The following is a 21,773-nucleotide window of genomic DNA, read 5'->3' on the forward strand; positions in this document are numbered from 1 at the left end:
GTGGGGAAAGCGGATGCGCTCATCGCGGGCTCCTCGGCGGGTGGGCACCGGGCCGGCCTGGACGCCGGCGGGCAGGGTTCTGGTTGGCGGCTTCGGTGACGCCATGAACCATGCTACATGAGAATAAGTCGCATTTGCAAAACAAGAGGCGGACGAATCCGTCGCCCGCGCGGCGTCGGCGGCCTGTCAGGCGCTGGCGTCGGCGTCCGCGGGCTGCGCCAGGCCGGCGGCGATGACCGCCTCGCGCGTGGCCGGCAGCAGCTCCTCGAAGCGCTGCACGTGGCGCGCGATCTCGTGCGCCGGCAGGTGGGTCGCACCTTCGTGCAGCGACTCGGCGGTCGAGGCCAGCGCGGCCAGCCCCAGGTTCAGCGCCGCGCCGCGGGCCGCATGCGCGCTGACCCGCAGCTCCAGCGGCTGGGCGTCGCGGATCGCCGCGCGCAGCCGCTGCACGAGCAGCGGCCCCTGGTCGAGGAAGCCGTGCACCATCGCCGCGAAACGTTCGCGCGGCATCGCCTGCAGCGCCAGCGCCATCGCCGCGGCGTCGAGCAGCGGCGGGCTGCCGTCGGCCTTTGGCTCGGCCTCGCCGGGCGACGGCTCGGGCCCGAGGTCGGCGGTGCCCGCGTTGCCGAACAGCCGGCGCAGCGAGGCCGCGAGCTTGGGCGGGCTCACCGGCTTGGTCAGGAAGTCGTTCATGCCGGCGACCAGGCAGCGGTCGCGGGTCTCGGTGAAGGCGTCGGCGGTCAGCGCGACGATGGGCACGGTGGCCGCGGCCGGATCGGGCAGCGCACGGATCGCGCGCGTGGCCGCGATGCCGTCCATCTCGGGCATGTGCAGGTCCATCAGCACGACGTCGAAGGGTTTGGCGCCGGCGGCGCGCATCGCGTCGACGGCTTCGTGGCCGTTGGTGGCGAACACCGCGCCATGCCCCAGGCGCTCGAGCAGCGCCGCCATGTACTGCCGGTTGACGAAGTGGTCCTCGGCGACGAGCACGTGCAGCGGACGCGGCGGCGGCGGCGCGTCGCCGGGCAGCGGGCGCGGCGACGCCCCGGCCGGCACGGCCTTCAGCGGCATGCGCAGGCGGAAGCTGCTGCCCTGGCCGGGCTGGCTGGTGACGGTGATGTCGCCGCCCATCAGCCGCGCCAGGTTGCGCGAGATCTCCAGCCCCAGCCCGGCGCCGCCGTGGCGCCGCGAGCGCGAGCTGTCGGCCTGCACGAAGCGGTGGAACAGCGTCGCCAGCGTCGCCTCGTCGATGCCCACGCCCTGGTCGCTGACGGTGAACACCAGCTCGGCCGCGCCGTCGCCGCCCTCGGCCTGCACGTCGAGCACGACGGCGCCCTGGTCGGAGAACTTGATCGCGTTGGACAGCAGGTTGAACAGCACCTGCTTGACGCGTGTGGCGTCGCACAGCACACGTTCGGGCAGCGCCGGGTCGGCGGCAATGTGCAGCGCCAGCGACTTGGCGTGGGCCTGCGGCCGCATCAGCGCCTCGACGTCGCGCAGCAGCGCGCGCAGCTCCACCGGCGCGGGCATCAGCACCATGCGCCCGGACTCGAGCTGCGACATGTCCAGGATGTCGTTGAGGATGGCCAGCAGATGGTCGGCCGACTCGGTGGCGGTGCGCAGATAGCTCACCTGCTGCTGGTTCAGCCCGGTCTCGCGCAGCAGCGACAGCATGCCCAGCAGGCCGTGGAACGGCGTGCGGATCTCGTGGCTCATGTTGGCGAGGAAGGCGCTCTTGGCCTCGCTCGCCGCCTCGGCGTCGCGCCGGGCCTGGCGCAGGTGCTCGGCGAGCTCCTCCAGCGCGGCGCGGCGGCGGTCGAGCTGGCGCATCTGGCGCAGCGCCAGCAGCGCGAAGGCCAGCGTCAGCGCCGACAGCGACACGGTCAGCCCGATGCCGACCATGTTGTGCTTCTGCACCGTGGCGTTGCGTGCCGCCACCTGTTCGCCGACGTGGTGCGCGGCGCGCAGCGACAGGCCGTGGATCTCGGGGCCCATCGCGACCAGTTCGGACTCCAGCTCGCGCAGCGCCTCGCGAATCGGGCCGCCGGCGGTGCCGGCGCCGAAGGCCGCGTCGGCGCGGCGGATGAAGCCGTCCATGCGGGCCAGCGTGGCGGCGAACTCGGTCTCGTCGGCCAGGATGCGGCCGATGCGCTCGTTGTGCAGCAGGCCGACGCGGCTGATCCAGATGTCGTAGCGCAGCTGCAGCGCCGCCGGGTCGAGCACGCGGCGCGGGTCGACCGAGCGGCCCCATTCGTCGCGCAGGCGCAGGTACTCGGTCTCGGCCTGGTAGACGAGCAGCACGGCATCGTCGTCGGCGACCTCGACCGCCTGGCGCAGCAGCGCGGCCTGGCGCACCTGCAGCCAGGCCACGGCCAGCAGAGCCAGGATCAGCCCGACGCCGAGCACGCCCAGCCACGTCGCGCGGCCGCGCCGCGCATGCGGCACGGTGGGTTCTAGCGAACCTCGATCGTGCGCAGCTGCCATGCCGAACGGCTGTAGTAGACGGGCGTGCGGAGCTCCTCGTCCGAGTCGAACGGGTAGATCACGAACAGCGGACCCTTGTCGCGCACCGCCATCGGGCGGTCGTCGAGCAGCCGGGCGACGATCAGGTCATGGCGCGCGGCGTCGTCGAACGGGATGTCGACCCAGTAGTCGTTCAGCGCGATCGCGCGCAGCCGGCTGCCGCGCGCCGCGGCGGCGGCGAGAACGTCGCGCAGCAGCGGGCCGGTGAAGCGGCGCGCCGTCGAGTACCAGGGCGTGCGGGTCACGAAGCTCGTCTGCGGCAGACGCTCGAGCATCGGCATGTCGAAGTCGGCGCGGGTGCCGGTGTTCGGCGACAGCACGCGCCCGGTGAGCGTCAGCACCACCTCGCCGGCGGGCGCCTCGAGGGCCGCCGCGACGCCGCACCACGAGCCCAGCGCCAGCGCCGCACCGGCGGCAAGCACGCGGCGGCGCCCTCGGTCGTGCGAGGTCGCGGCAGACGAGGCGGCGACGGCGGAGCGTTCGGGCACGTCCGGATTCTAGGGGGATCGTCCGCCCGGAACCCCCTCTTCGAAGGATCAGCGGCGCACTTCGTTGCGCTCGCCCGGCGCCGGCGTCAGGCCGTAGGGCTGCACCAGCTCCCAGACGTGCGGCGGCACCATGTTCTTCATCTTCGCCGGCTGCTCGCGGCGCAGGTGCAGCACGGTCTCGACGGCCTTCATCTCCAGCCGCGCGCGTGCGAATTCCAGCCCGCGCGGGCCGACCTTGGGCATCAGCCAGCCGACGATGGGCCGCAGCCAGGCCGGCATGCGGCGCAGCGGCAGGCCGCCGGCGGCGCGTTCGGTGTTGGCGAGGAAACCCTTGACCGGGCCTTCGCGCTTGCCGGCGCTGCCGGGTTCGGCCAGCGTCACCTCGTCGCCGAGCAGGCCGAGGATCTTCTCGCCGCGTTCGTTGCGCACCAGCAGCCACTGCTCGCCTTCGCCGCCCATGTAGCCGACGGTGATGTCGGCCAGCACGTTGCTGTAGTCGACGCAGGTGCGGCAGGTCAGCGGGAAGAAGTCGGTCGGCAGCTGCGACAGCGGCAGCTGCAGGAAGGGCACGCGGCGCTGGCGGCCGTCGTCGAAGCGGATCTCGACGTGGTAGTCGGCGCGGAACTCGAGGTAGGTGATCGACTCCGGCTTCGGCGTCAGCAGGCCGAGGAAACGGTGGAAGTTCTCGGTCGTGGTGTTGTCCGAACACGGCGTGCCGATGACGTAGAGCTGCTCCAGCCCCAGCTCCTGCTCCAGCGCCCGCAAGGCGTAGACCTGGCACGGGATGCCGATCACCGCCAGCCGCTTGTGGCCGGCGGCCACCGCCGGCTCCAGCAGCGACAGCAGCGGCGCGTAGCCCATGCGCATGCCGCGGCAGCGCGCCAGCTCGCCGGGTTTCGTCACCAGGGTGGGCACCGGGCGCCAGCGGTCCTCGGGGTCGGGGGCCATCGTCAGCACGGCGTCGACGGCGCCGGTCTCCAGCAGGCGCTCGGCCAGCCGCGTCGTGATGCCGGTCCATTGCGCGCCCTCGGACGGGCGCTTCAGCGCCGCGCGCCACATGCGGCGGAACGGGCCGAAGTACCGCTCGTCGGCCCGCGCCGGGTCGCGCGGACGGCCGTGCACGCGGGTCTCCATCGCGGCGTAGTCGGGCTGGATGAACTGGCAGGCGCGGCCGCAGCGGCGCGGGTCGGCGCTGCGCGAGACGCCGCAGTCGGTGCACAGCGTGCGGGTGGGGGCGGCGTCGTGGGGAATGGGGGACTTCAAGGCAGGGGCGCTCGTTCGCGGGACCGCCCGATCATCGCCCAAGCCGGGCCCGGCCGACCCGACCTGACGCAGACCCCCCGCAGCGGCGGGCACCGTCACCGGGAGCGCTCGGCCCGCAGGTGCTCGATCTTGGCCGCGTACAGCGCCTGCGCCTGCGGCGTCGGACTGGTCTCGCGCGCGACCTCGAGGTGCCGCAGCGCCTGGCGCTGGCGGCCCAGCAGCAACTCGGTGCGCGCGAGCCAGTAGTGGAACTCGTGGTAGCCGGCGTCGCGCGCCACCTCGCGTGCGAACAGCTCTCGGGCGCCTTCGAGGTCGCCGCGGCGCAGGGCCTCGATGCCGGCGTCGAACCAGCGGAACGGCGGCGCTTCCTCGAGCGCCTGCAGCCGCGCCTGCAGCGCGCCGGCCTCGGTTTTGCGGCCCTGCTGCCCGAGCAGCTGCGCGAGGTTGGCCAGCGCGCTGCGGTTGGCCGGTTCGCGCTCGAGCAGCGTGCGCCAGACCGACTCCGCGGCGTCGGCCAGGCCGCGGCGGCGGTAGACCACGGCCAGCGTGTTGTGGCCGGCCGAGAAGTGCGGGTCCTGGTTCAGCGCCTCGCGGGCGTGCCAGTAGGCGTCGTCGAGCCGGCCTTCGGCCAGCGCCTCGGCGGCGCGGTTGTTCATGAACATCGCCAGCACGGTGGCCTGGGAGATGCTGCGCCAGCGCAGGCCCGCGACCTGCTCGCCGGGCAGGAAGTCGACGACGAGCGCACCGTCGGTGCTGCGCAGCACCTGGCCCGCGGCGGCGGTCGGCCAGCCCAGCGACACGTTGACGTGGCCGTTGAGGGTCAGCAGGTCGCCGCTGCGGTTCCAGCTCTCGTCGACGGCGACGCTGCGGAACTGCACCGGCAGGCCGGCCTCGCGCGCGAAGGCCGCGGTCATCGCCACCAGCGACAGGCAGTTGCCCGAGCGCGCCGCGAAGGTCTCGGCGGCGGTGCGTGTCACCCCTTCGTAGTCCAGCGCCAGCGAGCGGCGGCTGTACAGCAGCTCGACCAGCGCCCGGCGCGGGTCCTCGCTGTGGCGCAGCCCGGCGCCGTCGAGGTGGGCCCGCATCGCGTCGTCGACGGCCAGCACCGCGGCCGCGTCGGGCAGGCGCGCCGGCGGCGCGAAGGCGGCGTCGCGGGTCGGCAGCGGCGTGCGCGCCGGCAGCGCATCGACCGTCGTGCAGCCGACGACGGCGGTGCAGGCCAGGAGGAGCAGGGCGAGGGTAGGGCGCATCGTGACGCTCCCGCCGCGGCAGCGCGGCCGCGGTGATCCTACGCCGCCGTCGGCCGGCGCGTGTTCACGCGGCCGCGGGGTCGCCGGCCTCGATCTGGCCGTTCAGGCGGGCCGCGGCGGCCCGCAGCTCGGGGTTGGCGGAGGCTGCCGCGCGGTCGAGCAGGCCGCGCGCGTAGTCGGCGTCGTGCTGCAGGCGTTCGACGTGCAGGAACACGCCTTCGTTGGCGAACAGCCATTTGAGGTCGATGACGTCGACCAGCTCCAGCGAGCTCCCGGAGCCTTGGGTTTCGGCATTCATCGCACACTCCCGCCTCGTGGGCTGTTCGTTCGACGCACGGCACCGGTCGGGCGCCGCCTGCACGATAGCGCCGCGGCCTGCCCGCCGGGCCGGCAATCGCTGGAGTCGGCTCTCCAATTCCGTCTGGTGAACTTTCCGCGGTTTCCGTGGGCCTGGACGTTGTCCGGACTCCACAGCGTCGCCGCCGGACGGCGCGTTAAGCTGCGGCCGCCGCCGGCCAGCCGCCGCGGCATCCGCCGAGAACGATCACGAATCCCATGGCCGACACCCCGACTCCTCCCGACCCCGACAAGACCTCCGACCGCCGCCACCGCGAGCGTGTCGAACAGCTGCTCGCCCGCCCGCCGGTGCGTGCGGCCGGCACGCTGGCGCTGACCGACCGGCGCCTGGACTACGCCGTCAGCGCCGAGTTCATCCCGGTGGCCGGCGAAGGTTTCGACGGCGCGCTGGCCGAACCGCAGGCCGCGGTGATGACCACCGCCTACCAGCTGCAGGGCGCCGCCGCCGGCTCCCGCCCGGTGTGTTTCGCCTTCAACGGCGGGCCGGGTTCGGCGTCGATCTGGCTGCACCTGGGCGCGCTGGGGCCGAAGCGGCTGGTCGTGCCGTCCGACGGCAGCATGCCGGCGGCGCCCTACACCGTCAGCGACAACCCGCTGAGCTGGTTCGAGCACTTCGACCTGGTCTTCGTCGACCCGCCGCACACCGGCTGGTCGACGACCGCCAGCGAAGCCGCACGCAAGAAGCTGCTGTCGGTCGACGGCGACGTGAAGGCCCTGGCCGAGGTCGTGCGCACCTGGCTGACGCGGCACCGCCGCTGGGGTTCGCCGGTCTACCTCGCCGGCGAGAGCTACGGCACGACACGCGGTGCGGCGCTGGCCGACAAGCTGCTTGACGGCGGCGTCGCACTCGCCGGGCTGGTGCTGGTGTCCTGCGCGATGGACCTGCAGAGCCTGTCCTTCGACCCGGGCAACGACCTGCCGTACACGCTGTTCCTGCCGGCCTATGCCGTCGTCTCGCAGTACCACGGCCTGCTGAAGGGGCCGCTGGGCGCGTCGCGCGAAGCGGCGCAGGCCGCGGCCGAAACCTTCGTCGACGAGGACTATGCCGCCGCGCTGCTGGCCGGCGCGCGGCTGTCGGACAAGCGCCGCGCCGCCGTCGCCCGCCGCGTCGCCGAACTCACCGGCCTGCCGCGCGCGCTGGTCGAGGAGAAGAACCTGCGCATCGCCGACCAGGACTACTTCTTCGAGGCGATGCGCGCCCAGGGCCGCCAGGTCGGCCGGCTCGACGCCCGCGTGACCGGCCCGATGGCCGCGCGCCGCACGCGCGACTGGGAGTTCGACCCCGGCATCGAGGCCATCGCCGCGCCGTACACGATGGCCGCGATGGCCTATTTCGGCGAGCTCGGCCTGACGACCGAGCAGCGTTACGAGACCCTGTCGCACGAGGCCCACCTGGCCTGGAACTGGAACCGCGGCGAGGCCCAGGGCAACGCCTACGCCAGCACCAGCCGCGACCTCGCGCGTGCGCTGCGCCGCAACCCGCAGCTCAAGGTCTTCGTCGCCAGCGGCCGCTACGACCTGGGCACGCCGTACAGCGCCAGCGACTGGTCGCTGGCCCAGCTCGACGCCCCGTCCGAGGTGCTGGCACGCATCGAGCATCACTACTACGATGCCGGACACATGATGTATACCCGGGAAGAGGACTTGACCAAACTCAAGGCCGACATCGCCCACTGGCTTGGATGATCGACTCATGCACATCGGAATCCTGACCGGCGGGGGTGACTGCCCCGGCCTCAACGCCGTCATCCGCGCGGTGACGCTGTCGCTGATCAACGAGTGCGGTGCCCGGGTCACCGGCATCGAACGCGGTTTCCTCGGCCTGCTGACACGTTCGTCGCGGCCGCTGGACACCGCCGCCGTCGCCGGCATCCTGGCCGAAGGCGGCACGATCCTCGGCACGCACAACAAGTGCGACCCGTTCCACTACTTCGGCGCCGGCGGGGCCGACTGCTCCGCCCAGGCGATGGACTACGTGCGCGAGCTCGGCCTGGACGCGCTGGTGGCCATCGGCGGCGACGGCACGATGGCCATCGCGCACAAGTTCGAGGCGCTGGGGCTGCCGGTCGTCGGCGTGCCCAAGACCATCGACAACGACCTGTTCTGCACCGAACGCACCTTCGGCTTCGACAGCGCGGTGGCCGTCGTCGCCGAGGCGCTGGACCGCCTGGCGACCACCGGCCGCAGCCACGGCCGGGTGATGATCGCCGAGACGATGGGCCGCTACGCCGGCTGGATCGCGCTCGAAGGCGGCATGGCCGGCGGCGCCGAGGTCATCCTGATCCCCGAGATCCCGTTCAGCGTCGAGGCCGTGGCCCAGCGCTGCCGCGAGCGTGCCGCACACGGGCTGTCGACGATCATCTCGATCGCCGAAGGCGCCGCGCCCGAAGGCGGCGGGCTGACCGTGCTGCGCACGATCGCCGACAGCCCCGACCCGCTGCGCCTGGGCGGCGTCGGCAACTGGCTGCAGCAGCAGCTGGAGCCGCGGGTCGACTGCGAGGTGCGCACGACGCTGCTGGGCCACATCCAGCGCGGCGGTTCGCCGACGCCGTTCGACCGCGTGCTGGCCACGCGCTTCGGCTACCACGCGGCGCAGCTCGTCGAGGCCGGCCAGTACGGCCGCATGGTCGCGCTGCAGGGCGACGCCGTCGTCAGCGTGCCGATCTCCGAGGTGGCCGGCAAGAACCGCCTCGTGCCGCGCGACCACGAGCTCGTGCGCGCCGCACGCGGCATCGGCGTCTCGCTCGGCGAGCAGTAACTACAGCAGCCGGTGCAGGTCGGGCGCCAGGCGCCCGACCGCCGAACGCAGCGCCGCGTCGTCGCGGCCGAAGTCGAAGTCCTGGAACTCGAAACCCGGGCCGACCGTCGCGCCGCAATAGGCGTAGTCGCCCACCGGCTCGGCGGTCTGCCACCAGTCGGCCGGCACGACGTGGCGCCGGCGGTTGGTGTCGAGCACGACGTGTTCGAGCGTCTGCAGGTCCGGCGACAGCAGCCACAGCGTCAGCGGCCCGCCTTCCAGCAGGTGCCAGACCTCGCAGGAGCGCACGCGGTGCCAGGCCGAGTGTTCGCCGTGCACGAGCAGGAAATCGATCGTCGTGATGCCGCGGCGCTCGCCGCGCGCCGTGGCGACGGTCTGCTGCGAGCGGTAGAGCTCGGCGTAGTGGCCGCCCTCGGGGTGCGGCTGCAGCTTCAGCTGGTCGATCAGCGCCTGGGCGCGTTCCGGCAGATCGCTCACTGGAGCACCCTTCGGCCTGCGGCCGGTCCCGCCACGCGGGACTGAGCGACGGACAAGTCCTGAGCGCTCATGCATCCCTCACGTCGGCCACCGGCTGGCTGCCGAAATCGGGGCGTTCCAGGTAGCGCAGCAGCTTGGCGGCGGCGGTCTCCGGGCTGTCGAGCATGCCGCCTTCGTGCAGGCCGACGAAACGTCCGCGGTCGGTGAAACGTGCCGGGTCGGCGCTGCGCAGCTGCACCTGCATGTCGGTGTCGATGACACCCGGCGCCAGCGACACGACCCGCGCGCCGTTGGGCCGTGCCGCCTCTTCGAGCGCGATCGCGCGCGCCAGGTGGTCCATGCCGGCCTTGGCGGCGCAGTACGAGGCGCTGCCGGCCATTGCGCGGCGGCCCAGGCCCGAGGACACGAACAGCAGCTTGCGTGGCACGTTCCAGGCCGCGGTGCTGCGCAGGAAGGCCGAGGCCAGCAGCATCGGCGCCTCCAGGCCGACACGCAGCGCGTTGGACAGGTCGGCCGCGCCGACCTCGCCCAGCGCCGCCAGCTCGGAGATCACGCCGGCGTTGTTGACCAGCGTCACCGAGGCGAGCACGCCCGGGTCCTGCGCGTCGAGCCAGGCCGACAGCCGGCGTGCGGCCGGTGCCGGGTCGGCGAGGTCGACGGTCCAGGCGATCAGCGCCGGGTGTTCGAGCGGCGGCGCCCGCCGGGCCAGCGTCAGCACGCGGTCGCCGCGTTCGAGCAGCTGCTGCACCAGCGCCAGGCCCAGCCCGCGCGAGCCACCGGTGACGAGGGTGAGGGAGGTCTTCATCGCTTCGAGCATACTGGCGCCGCCCATGAATCGTGTCCTGAAAAGCCCGTTCCTCGTCGCGCTGCTGGCCGGCGTCGTCGTTCTCGTCATCGCCTTCGTGCCCGCGTTCTGGCAGGTGCTGCGCGGCAGCAGCACGGCGCCGGTGTCCGCGCCCGAGGCGCCGTGGAGCATCGCCGCCCGCGGCGACAGCGTTTCCGCTTTCGGCCTGCAGCTGCCCGGCAGCACGCTGGCCGACGCCGAGCGCCGCTGGGGCGAAGGCCTGCAGCTCGCGGTGATGGCCGAAACCGGCCAGCCCGGGGCGCTGGAAGGTTATGTCGAGCGTTTCGACAGCGGCGGTGTCGGCGGCCGGCTGCTGCTGGCCACGGCGCTGGACGACGCCGAGCTGCTGCGCCTGCAGCAGACCGCCGCCGAGCGCGAACCCGCCGGCGGCACGCTGTGGCGCTACCCGCTGCGCGCCAGCGAGCGCCTGGCGCTGGGCGCCACCCCGCTGGTCGGCCTGAGCTTCATCCCGGCGGCCAACCTCGATGCGCAGACGCTGCGCCAGCGTTTCGGCGAGCCCGACGAGATCATCGCCCCGGGCGGCCGGCTCGAGCACTGGCTGTACCCGGCGCGGGGCCTGGCGATCGCCGTCGACGCCGAAGGCCGCGAGCTGCTGCAGGTCGTCGCGCCGGCCGACTTCGAGCGCCGGCTGCGGGCGCCGCTCAAGGCAGCGGCTTCGCCTGCAGCATCGGCCCCACGCTGAAGAACGCGCCGCCGGCGACGTGGTGGATCGTGCGCAGGGCCTCGTGCTCGGGCGTGAACTCCCAGCGCCCGGCGCGGAACACGCGCGCATCGGCCTGCGCCGCGACGACCTCGGCGAGGAACAGGTCGTAGGTCTGCTCGACGTGCGGCTCGCGCAGCAGCCGGCATTCGAGCCAGCCGACGCAGCCTTCGACCAGCGGCGCGCCGGTCGCGCGGCCGGCGAAGGCGCCGAGGCCATGACGCTCGAACTTGTCGACACCGTCGTGGCCGCTGGTGTTGCCCACCGTCAGCGTGGTGTCGGCCAGCGCGACGCAGGGGATGCTGAGCGCGAACTCGCCGGCGGCGTCGAGCAGCGTGCGCGTGAACGTGCTCTTGTCGAGCACGACGGCGACCTTGGGCGGGTCGAAGTCCAGCGGCATCGCCCAGGCCGCGGCCATCACGTTGCGCCGTCCGCCGTGGGTCGCGCTGACGAGCACCGTCGGGCCGTGGTTCAGCAAGCGGTAGGCGTGTTTCAGATCGACGTCTTGTCTCATCGTCTCGGGCTTCAGAAGTCGGCCGCGCGCTCGAAGGCGAGGCGTTCGCCGGTGACGGGATGCGGGAAGGCCAGGCGCTCGGCGTGCAGCAGCAACCGCGGCGCCGCGGCCGCGAGTTCGGGCGGCGCGTAGAGGTCGTCGCCGAGCATCGGGTGGCCGATCGTCGCCAGGTGCAGGCGCAGCTGGTGCGAGCGCCCGGTGACGGGCTCGAGTTCGACCCGCGTGCGCCCGGCCGCGCGGTCGCGCGCCAGCACGCGCCAGCGGGTCAGCGAAGGTTTGCCGTGCTCGTGGCAGACCTTCTGCCGTGGCCGGTTGGGCCAGTCGCAGATCAGCGGCGCGTCGACCTCGCCGGCGTCCCCGGCGATCAGCCCGGCGACGACGGCGACGTAACGTTTGTCGACGCGGCGCTCGGCGAACGCGATCGACAGCGAGCGCTGCGCCGCCGCGCCGCGGCCGTAGACCATCAGCCCCGAGGTCGCCATGTCCAGCCGGTGCACGGTCAGCGCGTCGGGCCAGCAGGCCTGGGCGCGTGCGACCAGGCAGTCCTGCTTGTCGGGGCCGCGCCCGGGCACGGCCAGCAGCCCGGCGGGTTTGGCCAGCACCAGGCAATGCTCGTCGGCGTACAGGCAGTCGGGTGGCAACATCGGCCGCGAGCATAACGAGCGCCGTGGCGTGCACGCCGCAGCCGGGGGCGCCTGGGTTGACGCCTCCAGATCGCGCGGCGCACAGTGCGCGGCTGCTATCCACTCGCCACACAGGAGGCCGCCATGGAACATCGGGACCTTGCCGTTCACGGCCTTCGCCGCGCCGCGCGCTGACGCGCGAGTTCCGGATCTCCCGCCCGGCCACGCCGGGCTGCTGAAGTCCTCCGCCCGCCGGCCCCCGGCGCGCCGACAGGCCCTCCCCATCGAGCCCCGCCCGGCCTCATGCGCCGGCGGACCGGTCACGCGCGGCCGCCGGCCGCGCCACGGGACTTCAGTTCATCATGTCTCTTGTTTCCCCGCACGAGCGGCTGCAGGCCATCGGCCTGACGCCGCAGCTTCTTTCCTCCCTGACGTTTCCGCTGCCCGAAGGCGATGCCGCGCTGATGCGGGTCGCCGAGGTGCACCGCGACGGCCTCGTGCTGCACGACGGCGAGGCCACCGCGCCGGCACGCGCCCGCCCGGCGCTGCTGCAGGCGCTGGCCGCCGACGCCGACGCGCTGGCCGTCGGCGACTGGGTGCGTGCCGAACGCAACACCTTCGGCGAATGGTGGGTCGACGCACGCGTGCCGCCGCGCACGCAGCTCGCACGCCGCCTGCACGACGGCCGCGAGAAGGTCGAACGTGTGGTGCTGGCGAGCAACGTCGACACCGCGCTGCTGGTCATGGGCCTGGACCACGACTTCAACCTGCGTCGGCTGGAGCGTTACCTGGCGCTGGTGCGCCTGGCCGGCGTCGGCGCCGTGGTCGTGCTCAGCAAGGCCGACCTCTGCGTCGACCTGGCCCGGCGGCTGCGCGACGCGCGCACGCTGGTGCCGGCCGGCGTCGAGGTGCTGGCGCTGGACTCGCTGCACGACGACGTCGCCTCGCCGCTCGCGCCCTGGCTCGCGCCGGGGCAGACGCTGGTGCTGCTGGGCTCCAGCGGCGCCGGCGAGAGCACGCTGGCCAACGCCTTGTGCGGCGAGACGGTGGCGGCCACCGGCGGCACGCGCCGCGGCGACGGCCGCGGCCGCCACACGACGACGGTGCGCACGCTGCACCCGCTGCCCGGCGGCGCCTGCATCGTCGACACGCCGGGGCTGCGTTCGCTGCGCCTGGACGGCGGCGCGGGCGACGTCGCCGGCGCCTTCGACGACATCACGGCACTGGCCGCGCAGTGCCGCTTCCGCGACTGCCGCCACGAGGGCGAACCCGGCTGCGCGGTGCGCGGCACGGTCGCACCCGAGCGGCTGAAGAGCTTCGGCAAGCTGGTGCGCGAGGCGCAGCGCGACTCGATGGGCGCGCTGCAGCGGCGCGAGCAGGTCGCGCAGTGGAAGGCGCGCAGCCGCATCGGCCGGGCGAACATCCGTGCCAAACGCGGCTGATCGCCTTGCACCGGGGCGGCACCGGGCGCACAGTGGGCCGTCACCACCGCCCGGAGCCGCCCATGTCCGAAGCCGGCAGCATCGCCGTGCTGCACACGCCGCGTCGCCCGGCGCTGACGCTCGCCGACCTGCGCGGGCTGGTGCAGCTGGGTGTCGATGCCGGCATCGGCGTCGCCGGGATCGCCGAGCAGCTGCACGGCACGATCCTGGCGCGGCGCGCGCCGCTGGGCGTGCCGCACGAGGACGGCACACGCGGGCTCACCGGCTTCGTCTACCGCAACGTGCGCGGCGGCATGCGCCTCGTCGGCCGCGGCGTCGACGGCGTGCTCAAGCGCCTGGAGGCCGAGCCGCCGGAGGCCACCGCGGCCTCGCGCGAAGCGGTGCTGGCGGCGGTCAACGGCTTGTGGGGCGACCACCTCGCCGCCTCCGGCAACCCGCTGGCGATCCCGATGAGCCTGCGCCATGCCGGCCACCGCCTGGCGCCGGGCCGCGACGCGCTGGCGGCGGCCTTCCCCGACGCCGGCGACCGCGTCGTCGTGCTGGTGCACGGGCTGTGCATGAACGACCTGCAGTGGCAGCGCCAGGGCCATCACCACGGCTGGGCGCTGGCGCGGGCGCTGGGCTGCCCGGTGCTGAGCCTGCACTACAACACCGGCCTGCACGTGTCGCACAACGGCGCACGTTTCGCGGCGCTGCTGGAGCGCCTGGTGCGCGACTGGCCGGTGCCGCTGTCGCGGCTGGTGATCGTCGGCCACAGCATGGGCGGGCTGGTCGCACGCAGCGCGATCGTGCACGCCGAACAGCACGGCCTGGCCTGGCGCTCGCGGCTGCAGGCGCTGGCCTGCCTGGGCACGCCGCACCACGGCGCGCTGCTCGAACGCGCCGGGCATCTGATCGACTCGGTGCTCGGCGCCAGCCCGTATCTGGCGCCGTTCGCGCGCCTGCTGGGCGTGCGCAGCGCCGGCATCAACGACCTGCGCTGGGGCCACGTGCGCGACGAGGACTGGTGCGGCCACGGCCCCGACGGCCCGGCCCACGACCACCGCGTGCCGACGCCGCTGCCCGCCGGTGTGCCGGTCTACCTGGTGGCGGCGACGACGGTCGCCGAGCCGCGCGGTCTGCGCCACGCGCTGGTCGGCGACGGGCTGGTGACGGTGGCCAGCGCCTGGGGCGAGCACCGCGACCCGGCGCTGGCGCTGGCTGTGCCGGCGGGGCGCAAGCGCCTGGTCACCCAGGCCGGCCACTGGGACCTGCTGAGCCGCGCCGAGGTCGCCGAGGCGCTGTGCGGCTGGCTGGCCTGAGCTTCAGCGGGCCGGCGCGGCGACGAGCTCGTCGCGTTCGGCCAGCGCCGGGAACAGCCTGAACCAGGCTGCGGCGACGAGCAGCGTGCCGACACCGCCCAGCACCACCGAGCCCACCGGCCCGAGCAGCGCCGCCGTCGCGCCCGACTCGAACTCGCCCAACTGGTTGGACGCGCCGATGAAGATCGAGTTGACCGCGCTGACGCGGCCGCGCATCTCGTCGGGCGTCTCCAGCTGCACCAGGGTCTGGCGGATGACGACGCTGATCATGTCGGCGGCGCCGCTGATGCCGAGCGCTCCCAGCGACAGCCAGAACGAGGTCGACAGCCCGAACACGAGCTGCGCGACGCCGTAGACCGCCACCGCGCCGAGCAGCACGCGCCCGGTGCGCCGGCGCACCGGCCAGCGTGTCAGCAGGATGGACATCGCCAGCGCGCCGACCGCCGGCGCGCTGCGCAGCAGCCCCAGCCCCCAGGGGCCGACGTGCAGGATGTCCTTGGCGAACATCGGCAGCAGCGCCGTCGCCCCGCCCAGCAGCACCGCGAACAGGTCCAGCGAGATCGCGCCCAGCACCGGCTTCTTCTGCCAGACGAAACGCACGCCGGCGAGCAGCGTCTCGCGCGTCACCGGCGCGGCCGGCGGCGGCGCGTGTTCGTAGCGCACCGCCAGCGCCAGCGCCGTGCCCAGGCCGAACAGCGCGGCGCAGGCGGCGTAGACCGCGGCCGCCCCGGCGACGTAGACCACGCCGCCGATCGCCGGCCCGGCGATGATCGCCGCCTGCATGCCGGCCGACGAGAAGGCCAGCGCGCGCGGCAGCATCGCCTGCGGCACCAGCGACGGCGTCAGCGCCTGCTGTGCCGGCATCTGGAAGGCGCGCACTGCGCCGAGCGCGACCGAGATCGCCAGCAGCAGCTCGCGGTTCGCCCAGCCCCCGGCGCTGGCCGCCCACAGCAGCACCGCGACGGCGGCCGAGGTGCCCAGGCAGGCGGCGACGATGCGCGCGCGGTGCCAGCGGTCGATCAGCTGGCCGGCCGGCAGCGCCAGCAGCATCGCCGGGGCGAACTGCAGCAGGCCGACGAGCCCCAGGTCCCAGGCCGAGCCGGTCAGGTCGTACATCTGCCAGCCGACCGCGACCATGGCCATCTGCGCGGCGGCGGTGCCGGCCAGGCGTGCGAACCAGAACAGGATGAAGCCGCGGTGGGCGAGCAGCGATTCGGAGGCGGGGCTCAAGACAGTCAGACGGCAGGGGAAGGGCGGCGCGGCGCAGGACCATAGCACCGGCGGCCCGCCGTCAGTCCGCCATCAGTCCGCCGGCACGGCGCCCAGGCGCCCGAGCGCGAGCTGCAGCGCGCGCGCGTCGCTGCTTGCCCGGTGCCGCTGCAGGCCGAGCTCGCCGACGACGCCGCGTCGCGTGTCGCCGAGGCGGGCCAGCGTGGCCTCGTCGAGCAGCCGGGCCACGGTTTCCAGCCGGAACGACGGCGGCACGCCGGCCTCCTCGTACAGCGCGCCCAGCCAGGCGTAGTCGTGCGCCCAGCCGTCGCAGTAGACGGTGCGGCCGGCGAGGTCGACGTTGAGCATCGCCGCAACCTCGGCCGCCGGGCGGCCGCAGCGCTCCAGCGTCTCGCGCGCGATGCCGTGCACGCCGGCGGCGCGTTCGTCCCAGTGCGTCCAGCCGGCGGCCGGGCGGATCAGCGTGCAGCGCGCGCGGCCGTCGGGCAGCACGTAGCCGACCTCGATCGGGTAGCTGGCGCGGCCGAAGCCCGAGGCCTCGACGTCGAGCACGCAGGGCAGCGTGGCGACGGCAGGCGGGGCGGGGGCGGGCGTCATGCGCGGGCACAGGCAAGGATCGGGCCGGCCTGAGGTTAGGATCGCGTCATGCCCAAGATCCTCGTCCTCAACGGCCCGAACCTGAACCTGCTCGGCCAGCGCGAGCCGGAGGTCTACGGCCGCACGACGCTGGCCGACGTCGAGGCGCTGTGCCGCGACGCCGGCGCGCGGCTGGGTGTCGAGGTCGAGTGCCGCCAGAGCAACCACGAGGGCGTGCTGATCGACGCGCTGCACGAGGCCGGCCGCGCGGTGAAGGCCGGCGCGCTGCTCGGCGTGGTGTTCAACCCGGGCGCCTACACCCACACCTCGGTGGCGCTGTTCGACGCGATCAAGGGCGCGGAGCTGCCGGTGATCGAGGTCCACATCTCGAACGTGCACGCCCGCGAGGCCTTCCGCCACCACAGCTACGTCTCGCCGGCGGCCGCCGGCATCGTCGTCGGCTTCGGCGTCGACGGCTACCGCCTCGCGATCGAAGGCCTGGTGCGCCAGCGCCGCGGCTGACGCCCCGCGCCGCCATTTCCGCCGTCGCCCGCCCGCCGTCCCCGGCGGCCATGGGCGCCCCCGGCCAGCAGGGATGATGCCCTTGGCCGACAATCCGTTTCCGCAAGAAGACCGGCCCGCCCATGTCCCGACCGATTTCCCTGACGCCCGAGCGCCTGCGTGGCATGCGCCGCGGCATCGAGAAGGAAAGCCTGCGCGCCGACCGCCACGGCGCGCTGGCGATGACGCCGCACCCGCAAGCGCTGGGTTCGGCGCTGACGCATCCGCACATCACCACCGACTTCAGCGAGTCGCAGCTGGAGCTGATCACCGGCGTGCACGCCGGCGTCGAGGACTGCCTCGACGAACTGCGCCGCGTGCACCAGTTCGTCTACCGCGAGATCGGCGACGACGTGCTCTGGGTCGCCAGCATGCCGTGCCGGCTGCCGGCCGACGAGAACATCCCGATCGGCCGCTACGGCTCGTCCAACGTCGGCCGTGCCAAGAGCGTCTACCGCATGGGCCTGGGCCACCGCTACGGCCGGCGCATGCAGACCATCTCCGGCATCCACTACAACTGGTCGCTGCCCGGGCTGGACGACGACGACTACTTCGCGCTGATCCGCAACTTCCGCCGCCACTCCTTCCTGCTGCTGCTGCTGTTCGGCGCCTCGCCGGCGCTGGGCGCGTGTTTCGTCGAGGGCCGCGAGCACGGCCTCGAGCCGCTGGGACCGGGCTCGCTGCACCTGCCGCACGCGACCTCGCTGCGCATGGGGCGGCTGGGCTACCAGAGCGACGCCCAGGCCTCGATCTCGGCCAGCTACAACAGCCTGGAGAGTTACGCCGCGTCGCTGCACGAGGCGCTGACGCGGCCGTACCCGGCCTACGAGGCGGTCGGCGTGCGCAACCCCGGCGGCGAGTACAACCAGCTGTCGACGACGCTGCTGCAGATCGAGAACGAGTTCTACGGCACGATCCGCCCCAAGCGCACGATCCAGGCGGGCGAGCGCCCGCTGCACGCGCTGCGCGCGCGCGGCGTCGAGTACGTCGAGGTGCGCTGCATGGACCTCGACCCGTTCGAGCCGCTGGGCATCGGCGCGCCGACGATGCGCTTCATCGACGTCTTCCTGCTGCACTGCCTGACCAGCGCCAGCCCCGAGGACACGCCGGCCGAGATCGCCGAGCTCAAGCGCAACCAGAACCTGGTGGCCACCGCCGGCCGCCAGCCCGGGCTGCGGCTGGAGCGCGGCGGCCGCTCGGTGGCGCTGGCCGACTGGGCCGCCGAGATCGTCGCCGGCTGCCTGCCGCTGGCGCAGCAGGTCGACGCGGTGCTCGGCGGCGACGCCTACGCGCGCGCCGTCGCCCAGGCCGACGAGCGCCTGCGCTGGCTGCAGACGACGCCGTCGGCGCGGGTGCTCGCCGCCGCGCGTTCGGACTTCGGCGGTTCGTTCTGCGACTTCGTGCTCGCCCAGTCCGAGCAGGCCAAGGGCGCGCTGCGGGCGCTGCCGTTCGCCGCCGAGACCGAGGCCGCGTTCCGCGCCGAGGCCCTGGCGTCGCTGGAGGAGCAGCGCCGCATCGAGGCCGCCGACACGCTGTCCTTCGAGGACTACCGCGTCGACTACCTGTCGCCCGGGCGGCTGACCGTCGGCGGCTGAAGCGCCGGCCGCGCGCTCAGGCGCGGCGCAGCGCCTCGTAGGTGGCGAAGCCGCCCAGCGTCATCAGCACCGAGCCGATGACGTGCACCGCCACCGTCGCGCCGGCCCAGGCCAGCCGGCCCTGCTGCAGCAGCACGACGACCTCGGCCGAGAAGGTCGAGAAGGTCGTCAGCCCGCCGAGGAAGCCGGTGATCGCGAACAGCCGCCACTCCGGCGGCAGCGTGACGTGGTGCGCGAACAGCGCCAGCGCCACGCCGATCAGGTAGCCGCCCAGCAGGTTGGCCGCCAGCGTGCCCGGCGGCAGCGTCGGGAACAGGCCGTTGAGCGCCAGCCCCAGCCACCAGCGCAGCAGCGCGCCGAGCGCGGCGCCGAGCGCGATCGAGAGCATCGAGCCGATCATCGGCGAGGCAGGGCGGGCGCGGACATGGCGGCGCATTATCGGCGTGCCCGGGGGCGTCAAGCTGCCGCCGCAGGCGCTTCGGTACCATCGCCGCCGAATCAACTCTTATCGTTCCCGAGAGGAATCCACCATGGCAATGGACGTCGTCGACTTCGAGATCAAGGGCTCGGAGATGCAGTTCGTCGAGATCGAGCTCGATCCCGGCGAAGCGGCGGTCGGCGAAGCGGGCAGCATGATGTTCATGGATGCCGGCATCACGATGGACACGGTGTTCGGCGACGGCCGCCAGAACGGCGGCGGCGGGCTGTTCGGCAAGCTGCTGTCGGCGGGCAAGCGCCTGGTCACCGGCGAGTCGCTGTTCACCACCGTCTACACCAACCAGGGCGCCGGCAAGCAGCGGGTGGCGTTCGCCGCGCCGTACCCGGGCAAGATCCTGCCGATGGACCTGTCCAGGATGGGCGGCACGCTGATCTGCCAGAAGGACGCCTTCCTCTGCGCCGCGCGCGGCGTGTCGCTGGGCATCGCGCTGCAGCAGAAGCTGTCGACCGGCTTCTTCGGCGGCGAAGGTTTCATCATGCAGCGCCTGGACGGTGACGGCCTGGCCTTCGTGCACGCCGGCGGCACCGTGGTTCGCCGCGAGCTGCAGGCCGGCCAGACGCTGCTCGTCGACACCGGCTGCGTCGTCGCCTACACGCCGGGCGTGGACTTCGAGATCCAGTACGTCGGCAAGATCAAGACCGCGCTGTTCGGTGGCGAAGGCCTGTTCCTGGCCAAGATGACCGGCCCGGGCACGGTCTGGCTGCAGAGCCTGCCGTTCTCGCGCCTGGCCTCGCGCATCTTCGCCGCGGCGCCGCAGCGCGGCGGCTCGCGCGAGGAAGGCTCGGTGCTGCCGTTCGCCGCCGCCGGCGGCGTGCTCGGCGGCATCTTCGGCGGCGACGAGGAGTAAACGCCGTGCCGCCGCGCCCGTCCACCGACTCCCGGGCCGCCCGATGACGCGGCTGCTCGACGCCTTCTGGCGGGCGGCAGCCTACTGCCTGCATCCGCGCGTCATCCTCTGGTCGCTGCTGCCGCTGCTGATCGCCGGCGGCGCCGCCGGGTTCGCCGGCTGGGCGTTCTGGGAGCCGGCGGTCGACGCGGTGCGTGCGACGCTGGAGCAGTGGGCACTGGTGTCGGCGGCGCTGAGCTGGCTGGACTCGATGGGCGGCCAGGGCCTGCATGCGCTGGTGGCGCCGCTGGTCGTCGTCGCGCTGGCGGTGCCGGCGCTGATCGTCGTCACGCTGCTGCTGGTGGCGCTGCTGGTGACGCCGGCGATCGTCGACCTGGTCGCGGCGCGGCGTTTCCCGGCGCTGGAGCGCCGCCGCGGCGGGCGCTGGTGGCAGGGGCTGGGCTGGTCGCTGTGGGCGACGCTGGTCGCCGTCGTCGCGCTGCTGGCGAGCCTGCCGCTGTGGCTGCTGCCGCCGCTGGCGCTGGTGCTGCCGCCGCTGATCTGGGGCTGGCTGACCTACCGCGTCTACACCTTCGACGTGCTGGCCGCGCACGCCGACGCCGACGAGCGCCGCCGCATCATGGCCGGGCAGCGCTGGCCGCTGCTGGCCATCGGCGTCGTCTGCGGCTACCTCGGCGCGGCGCCGACGCTGCTGTGGGCGGTCAGCGCCGCGACGCTGATCCTGGCGCCGGTGCTGATCGTCGCCTCGGTCTGGCTGTACACGCTGGTGTTCGCGTTCGCGTCGGCCTGGTTCGCGCACTTCGCGCTCGACGCGCTGGACCGGCTGCGGCGCGAGTCCGCCGCCCTCGACCTGCCGGTGGCCGAGCCGCCGGTGCCCGTCAACCCCGCCCCGCTGCCACCGCCATGAACATCGGCACCGTCATCATCGGCGACGAGATCCTCTCGGGAAAACGCCGCGACCAGCACCTGGCCAGGCTGATCGAGATGCTGGCCGCACGCGGCCTGGCGCTCGCCTGGGCGCGCTACGTCGGCGACGACCGCGCGCGCATCAGCGAGACGCTGGCCCAGGCTTTCGCCAGCGGCGACCTGGTGTTCTCGTTCGGCGGCATCGGCGCGACGCCCGACGACCACACGCGCCAGGCCGCCGCCGACGCGCTCGGCGTGCCGCTGTCGCTGCACCCCGACGCGCGCGACCTGATCCTCGCGCGCATCCGCGAGATGGCCGCCGAGCAGGGCGAGCCCTACGAGCCCGACCGCCCCGACAACGCCCGCCGGCTGAACATGGGCGTGTTCCCGGCCGGTGCGGCGATCATTCCCAATCCGTACAACAAGATTCCCGGCTTCTCGGTCGGCCACGTGCACTTCGTGCCCGGCTTCCCGGTGATGGCCTGGCCGATGGTCGAGTCGGTGCTCGACGGGCGTTATGCCCATCTGCACCAGGATGTGGCGCTGCGCGAGCGTTCGGTGCTCGTCTTCGGGTCGATGGAGTCGACGCTGACGCCGCTGATGGAAGAGATCGAGACCCGCTTCGCGCCGGTCAAGGTCTTCAGCCTGCCGAGCGTCGACCACCCTCTGCACGGGCGCCACATCGAGCTGGGCGTCAAGGGCCGCGGCGAGATCGTCGACGCCGCCTTCGAGGCCCTGCGCGCCGGCGCCGTGGCCCATGGTGCACGCCTTGGCGACGAAATGGTGCGTTGATGCACCAAGGTGCGCACCTTGTTGGTGCGCTCAGCGATTCCGTGGCGGTGCACCGTCGGTGACCCCGTCGTGGCGCGCCCCTCGGCCTGCTTCAGGCCTGCGCCGGCCCCCTGGTGGCTGGCACACCTTCTGCTACATTGGTGCGCGCCTTTCGGGGTAAGTACCGAGAGGTCGCCCCGATCAGACCAAACCCTTTCCACGAGCCC

At 73.6% G+C, this 21,773-nt stretch carries 22 protein-coding genes; 10 read left to right on the forward strand and 12 right to left on the reverse strand.

Annotation, left to right across the window (positions count from 1 at the left end; translation table 11 throughout):
• Nucleotides 1-186: 186 nt before the first annotated feature.
• The 5 genes from LOC65_RS03880 to LOC65_RS03900 form a co-directional block, all read right to left on the reverse strand.
• Nucleotides 187-2,484 carry an ATP-binding protein gene (locus LOC65_RS03880; RefSeq protein ID WP_230246708.1) on the reverse strand — a complete coding sequence of 766 codons (2,298 nt, stop codon included), beginning with the start codon at nt 2,482-2,484 and terminating at the stop codon, nt 187-189.
• A complete protein-coding gene (locus LOC65_RS03885) occupies nt 2,454-3,011 on the reverse strand; it encodes a hypothetical protein (protein ID WP_230246709.1) in 558 nt (185 codons plus the stop codon). The genes LOC65_RS03880 and LOC65_RS03885 overlap by 31 nt, the downstream gene beginning before the upstream one ends.
• A 48-nt stretch (nt 3,012-3,059) precedes the next feature.
• The gene (locus LOC65_RS03890; protein WP_230246710.1) at nt 3,060-4,274 is read right to left on the reverse strand and encodes a Coenzyme F420 hydrogenase/dehydrogenase, beta subunit C-terminal domain; all 1,215 of its coding nucleotides are present in this window, start codon (nt 4,272-4,274) and stop codon (nt 3,060-3,062) included.
• Nucleotides 4,275-4,369: 95 nt separating this feature from the next.
• The gene (locus LOC65_RS03895; RefSeq protein WP_230246711.1) at nt 4,370-5,524 is read right to left on the reverse strand and encodes a lipopolysaccharide assembly protein LapB; all 1,155 of its coding nucleotides are present in this window, start codon (nt 5,522-5,524) and stop codon (nt 4,370-4,372) included.
• A 64-nt stretch (nt 5,525-5,588) separates the two neighbouring features.
• Nucleotides 5,589-5,822 (reverse strand): hypothetical protein, encoded by a 234-nt coding sequence (locus LOC65_RS03900; protein WP_009858557.1) that lies wholly within the window; start codon nt 5,820-5,822, stop codon nt 5,589-5,591.
• 257 nt (nt 5,823-6,079) lie between these two features.
• On the opposite strand from LOC65_RS03900, the gene LOC65_RS03905 reads away from it, so the two are divergent.
• On the forward strand, nt 6,080-7,567 hold the full coding sequence (locus LOC65_RS03905; protein WP_230246712.1) for a S10 family peptidase: 1,488 nt from the start codon (nt 6,080-6,082) through the stop codon (nt 7,565-7,567).
• A 7-nt stretch (nt 7,568-7,574) separates the two neighbouring features.
• A complete protein-coding gene (locus tag LOC65_RS03910) occupies nt 7,575-8,639 on the forward strand; it encodes a 6-phosphofructokinase (protein ID WP_230246713.1) in 1,065 nt (354 codons plus the stop codon).
• Here LOC65_RS03910 and LOC65_RS03915 read toward each other — a convergent pair whose 3' ends face one another.
• The gene (locus LOC65_RS03915; protein WP_230246714.1) at nt 8,640-9,116 is read right to left on the reverse strand and encodes a cupin domain-containing protein; all 477 of its coding nucleotides are present in this window, start codon (nt 9,114-9,116) and stop codon (nt 8,640-8,642) included. It abuts the gene before it with no gap.
• Nucleotides 9,117-9,183: 67 nt separating this feature from the next.
• Nucleotides 9,184-9,933, reverse strand: a complete 750-nt coding sequence (locus tag LOC65_RS03920; RefSeq protein WP_230246876.1) for an SDR family NAD(P)-dependent oxidoreductase — start codon at nt 9,931-9,933, stop codon at nt 9,184-9,186.
• Nucleotides 9,934-9,946: 13 nt separating this feature from the next.
• Here LOC65_RS03920 and LOC65_RS03925 point away from each other — a divergent pair, with 13 nt between their 5' ends.
• Nucleotides 9,947-10,663, forward strand: a complete 717-nt coding sequence (locus LOC65_RS03925) for a hypothetical protein (protein WP_230246715.1) — start codon at nt 9,947-9,949, stop codon at nt 10,661-10,663.
• Here LOC65_RS03925 and LOC65_RS03930 read toward each other — a convergent pair.
• Nucleotides 10,623-11,195 carry a flavin reductase family protein gene (locus tag LOC65_RS03930; protein WP_230246716.1) on the reverse strand — a complete coding sequence of 191 codons (573 nt, stop codon included), beginning with the start codon at nt 11,193-11,195 and terminating at the stop codon, nt 10,623-10,625. The two genes, LOC65_RS03925 and LOC65_RS03930, sit on opposite strands and share 41 nt — an antisense overlap.
• An 11-nt stretch (nt 11,196-11,206) precedes the next feature.
• Complete coding sequence (locus LOC65_RS03935) at nt 11,207-11,839, reverse strand: pseudouridine synthase (protein WP_230246717.1); 633 nt, start codon at nt 11,837-11,839, stop codon at nt 11,207-11,209.
• 341 nt (nt 11,840-12,180) lie between these two features.
• Here LOC65_RS03935 and rsgA point away from each other — a divergent pair, with 341 nt between their 5' ends.
• Both rsgA and LOC65_RS03945 read left to right on the forward strand, forming a co-directional pair.
• Nucleotides 12,181-13,260, forward strand: coding sequence for a ribosome small subunit-dependent GTPase A (gene rsgA / locus LOC65_RS03940; protein WP_230246718.1), 1,080 nt, complete (start codon nt 12,181-12,183; stop codon nt 13,258-13,260).
• Between the two features lie 62 nt (nt 13,261-13,322).
• Complete coding sequence (locus LOC65_RS03945; protein WP_230246719.1) at nt 13,323-14,561, forward strand: GPI inositol-deacylase; 1,239 nt, start codon at nt 13,323-13,325, stop codon at nt 14,559-14,561.
• A 3-nt stretch (nt 14,562-14,564) separates the two neighbouring features.
• Here the strand turns inward: LOC65_RS03945 and LOC65_RS03950 are convergent, their stop codons facing one another.
• Together LOC65_RS03950 and LOC65_RS03955 are read right to left on the reverse strand one after the other, a co-directional pair.
• A complete protein-coding gene (locus LOC65_RS03950; protein WP_230246720.1) occupies nt 14,565-15,791 on the reverse strand; it encodes an MFS transporter in 1,227 nt (408 codons plus the stop codon).
• 72 nt (nt 15,792-15,863) lie between these two features.
• Nucleotides 15,864-16,388, reverse strand: coding sequence for a hypothetical protein (locus LOC65_RS03955; RefSeq protein ID WP_230246721.1), 525 nt, complete (start codon nt 16,386-16,388; stop codon nt 15,864-15,866).
• Nucleotides 16,389-16,436: 48 nt separating this feature from the next.
• Between LOC65_RS03955 and aroQ the strand changes: the two genes are divergently transcribed.
• Nucleotides 16,437-16,889, forward strand: coding sequence for a type II 3-dehydroquinate dehydratase (aroQ, locus tag LOC65_RS03960; RefSeq protein WP_009858569.1), 453 nt, complete (start codon nt 16,437-16,439; stop codon nt 16,887-16,889).
• Nucleotides 16,890-17,011: 122 nt separating this feature from the next.
• Nucleotides 17,012-18,523: a glutamate--cysteine ligase gene (gene gshA / locus LOC65_RS03965; protein ID WP_029718755.1), complete on the forward strand. Its 1,512-nt coding sequence runs from the start codon at nt 17,012-17,014 to the stop codon at nt 18,521-18,523.
• Between the two features lie 16 nt (nt 18,524-18,539).
• Here gshA and crcB read toward each other — a convergent pair whose 3' ends face one another.
• Nucleotides 18,540-18,911, reverse strand: coding sequence for a fluoride efflux transporter CrcB (gene crcB, locus LOC65_RS03970; RefSeq protein ID WP_009858571.1), 372 nt, complete (start codon nt 18,909-18,911; stop codon nt 18,540-18,542).
• Between the two features lie 142 nt (nt 18,912-19,053).
• Here crcB and LOC65_RS03975 point away from each other — a divergent pair, with 142 nt between their 5' ends.
• The 3 genes from LOC65_RS03975 to LOC65_RS03985 are packed head-to-tail and all read left to right on the forward strand — an operon-like array spanning nt 19,054 to nt 21,567.
• The gene (locus tag LOC65_RS03975) at nt 19,054-19,869 is read left to right on the forward strand and encodes a TIGR00266 family protein (protein ID WP_230246722.1); all 816 of its coding nucleotides are present in this window, start codon (nt 19,054-19,056) and stop codon (nt 19,867-19,869) included.
• A gap of 43 nt (nt 19,870-19,912) precedes the next feature.
• Nucleotides 19,913-20,776: an EI24 domain-containing protein gene (locus tag LOC65_RS03980; RefSeq protein ID WP_009858573.1), complete on the forward strand. Its 864-nt coding sequence runs from the start codon at nt 19,913-19,915 to the stop codon at nt 20,774-20,776.
• Nucleotides 20,773-21,567: a molybdopterin-binding protein gene (locus tag LOC65_RS03985; RefSeq protein WP_009858574.1), complete on the forward strand. Its 795-nt coding sequence runs from the start codon at nt 20,773-20,775 to the stop codon at nt 21,565-21,567. The genes LOC65_RS03980 and LOC65_RS03985 overlap by 4 nt, the downstream gene beginning before the upstream one ends.
• Nucleotides 21,568-21,773: the final 206 nt, after the last annotated feature.

This window comes from Rubrivivax sp. JA1055 (genome assembly GCF_020966565.1).
Classification (GTDB): Bacteria; Pseudomonadota; Gammaproteobacteria; order Burkholderiales; family Burkholderiaceae_C; genus Rubrivivax; species Rubrivivax benzoatilyticus.

Excerpts from the sequence above, each read along its gene's own strand:
- LOC65_RS03880 (WP_230246708.1), bottom strand. The coding sequence starts at position 2,484 with ATGGCAGCTGCGCACGATCGAGGTTCGCTAGAACCCACCGTGCCGCAT.
- LOC65_RS03895 (WP_230246711.1), bottom strand. The coding sequence starts at position 5,524 with ATGCGCCCTACCCTCGCCCTGCTCCTCCTGGCCTGCACCGCCGTCGTC.
- LOC65_RS03900 (WP_009858557.1), bottom strand. The coding sequence starts at position 5,822 with ATGAATGCCGAAACCCAAGGCTCCGGGAGCTCGCTGGAGCTGGTCGAC.
- LOC65_RS03905 (WP_230246712.1), top strand. The coding sequence starts at position 6,080 with ATGGCCGACACCCCGACTCCTCCCGACCCCGACAAGACCTCCGACCGC.
- LOC65_RS03910 (WP_230246713.1), top strand. The coding sequence starts at position 7,575 with ATGCACATCGGAATCCTGACCGGCGGGGGTGACTGCCCCGGCCTCAAC.
- LOC65_RS03920 (WP_230246876.1), bottom strand. The coding sequence starts at position 9,933 with ATGCTCGAAGCGATGAAGACCTCCCTCACCCTCGTCACCGGTGGCTCG.
- LOC65_RS03925 (WP_230246715.1), top strand. The coding sequence starts at position 9,947 with ATGAATCGTGTCCTGAAAAGCCCGTTCCTCGTCGCGCTGCTGGCCGGC.
- LOC65_RS03930 (WP_230246716.1), bottom strand. The coding sequence starts at position 11,195 with ATGAGACAAGACGTCGATCTGAAACACGCCTACCGCTTGCTGAACCAC.
- LOC65_RS03935 (WP_230246717.1), bottom strand. The coding sequence starts at position 11,839 with ATGTTGCCACCCGACTGCCTGTACGCCGACGAGCATTGCCTGGTGCTG.
- rsgA (WP_230246718.1), top strand. The coding sequence starts at position 12,181 with ATGTCTCTTGTTTCCCCGCACGAGCGGCTGCAGGCCATCGGCCTGACG.
- LOC65_RS03945 (WP_230246719.1), top strand. The coding sequence starts at position 13,323 with ATGTCCGAAGCCGGCAGCATCGCCGTGCTGCACACGCCGCGTCGCCCG.
- LOC65_RS03955 (WP_230246721.1), bottom strand. The coding sequence starts at position 16,388 with ATGACGCCCGCCCCCGCCCCGCCTGCCGTCGCCACGCTGCCCTGCGTG.
- aroQ (WP_009858569.1), top strand. The coding sequence starts at position 16,437 with ATGCCCAAGATCCTCGTCCTCAACGGCCCGAACCTGAACCTGCTCGGC.
- gshA (WP_029718755.1), top strand. The coding sequence starts at position 17,012 with ATGTCCCGACCGATTTCCCTGACGCCCGAGCGCCTGCGTGGCATGCGC.
- crcB (WP_009858571.1), bottom strand. The coding sequence starts at position 18,911 with ATGCTCTCGATCGCGCTCGGCGCCGCGCTCGGCGCGCTGCTGCGCTGG.
- LOC65_RS03975 (WP_230246722.1), top strand. The coding sequence starts at position 19,054 with ATGGCAATGGACGTCGTCGACTTCGAGATCAAGGGCTCGGAGATGCAG.
- LOC65_RS03980 (WP_009858573.1), top strand. The coding sequence starts at position 19,913 with ATGACGCGGCTGCTCGACGCCTTCTGGCGGGCGGCAGCCTACTGCCTG.
- LOC65_RS03985 (WP_009858574.1), top strand. The coding sequence starts at position 20,773 with ATGAACATCGGCACCGTCATCATCGGCGACGAGATCCTCTCGGGAAAA.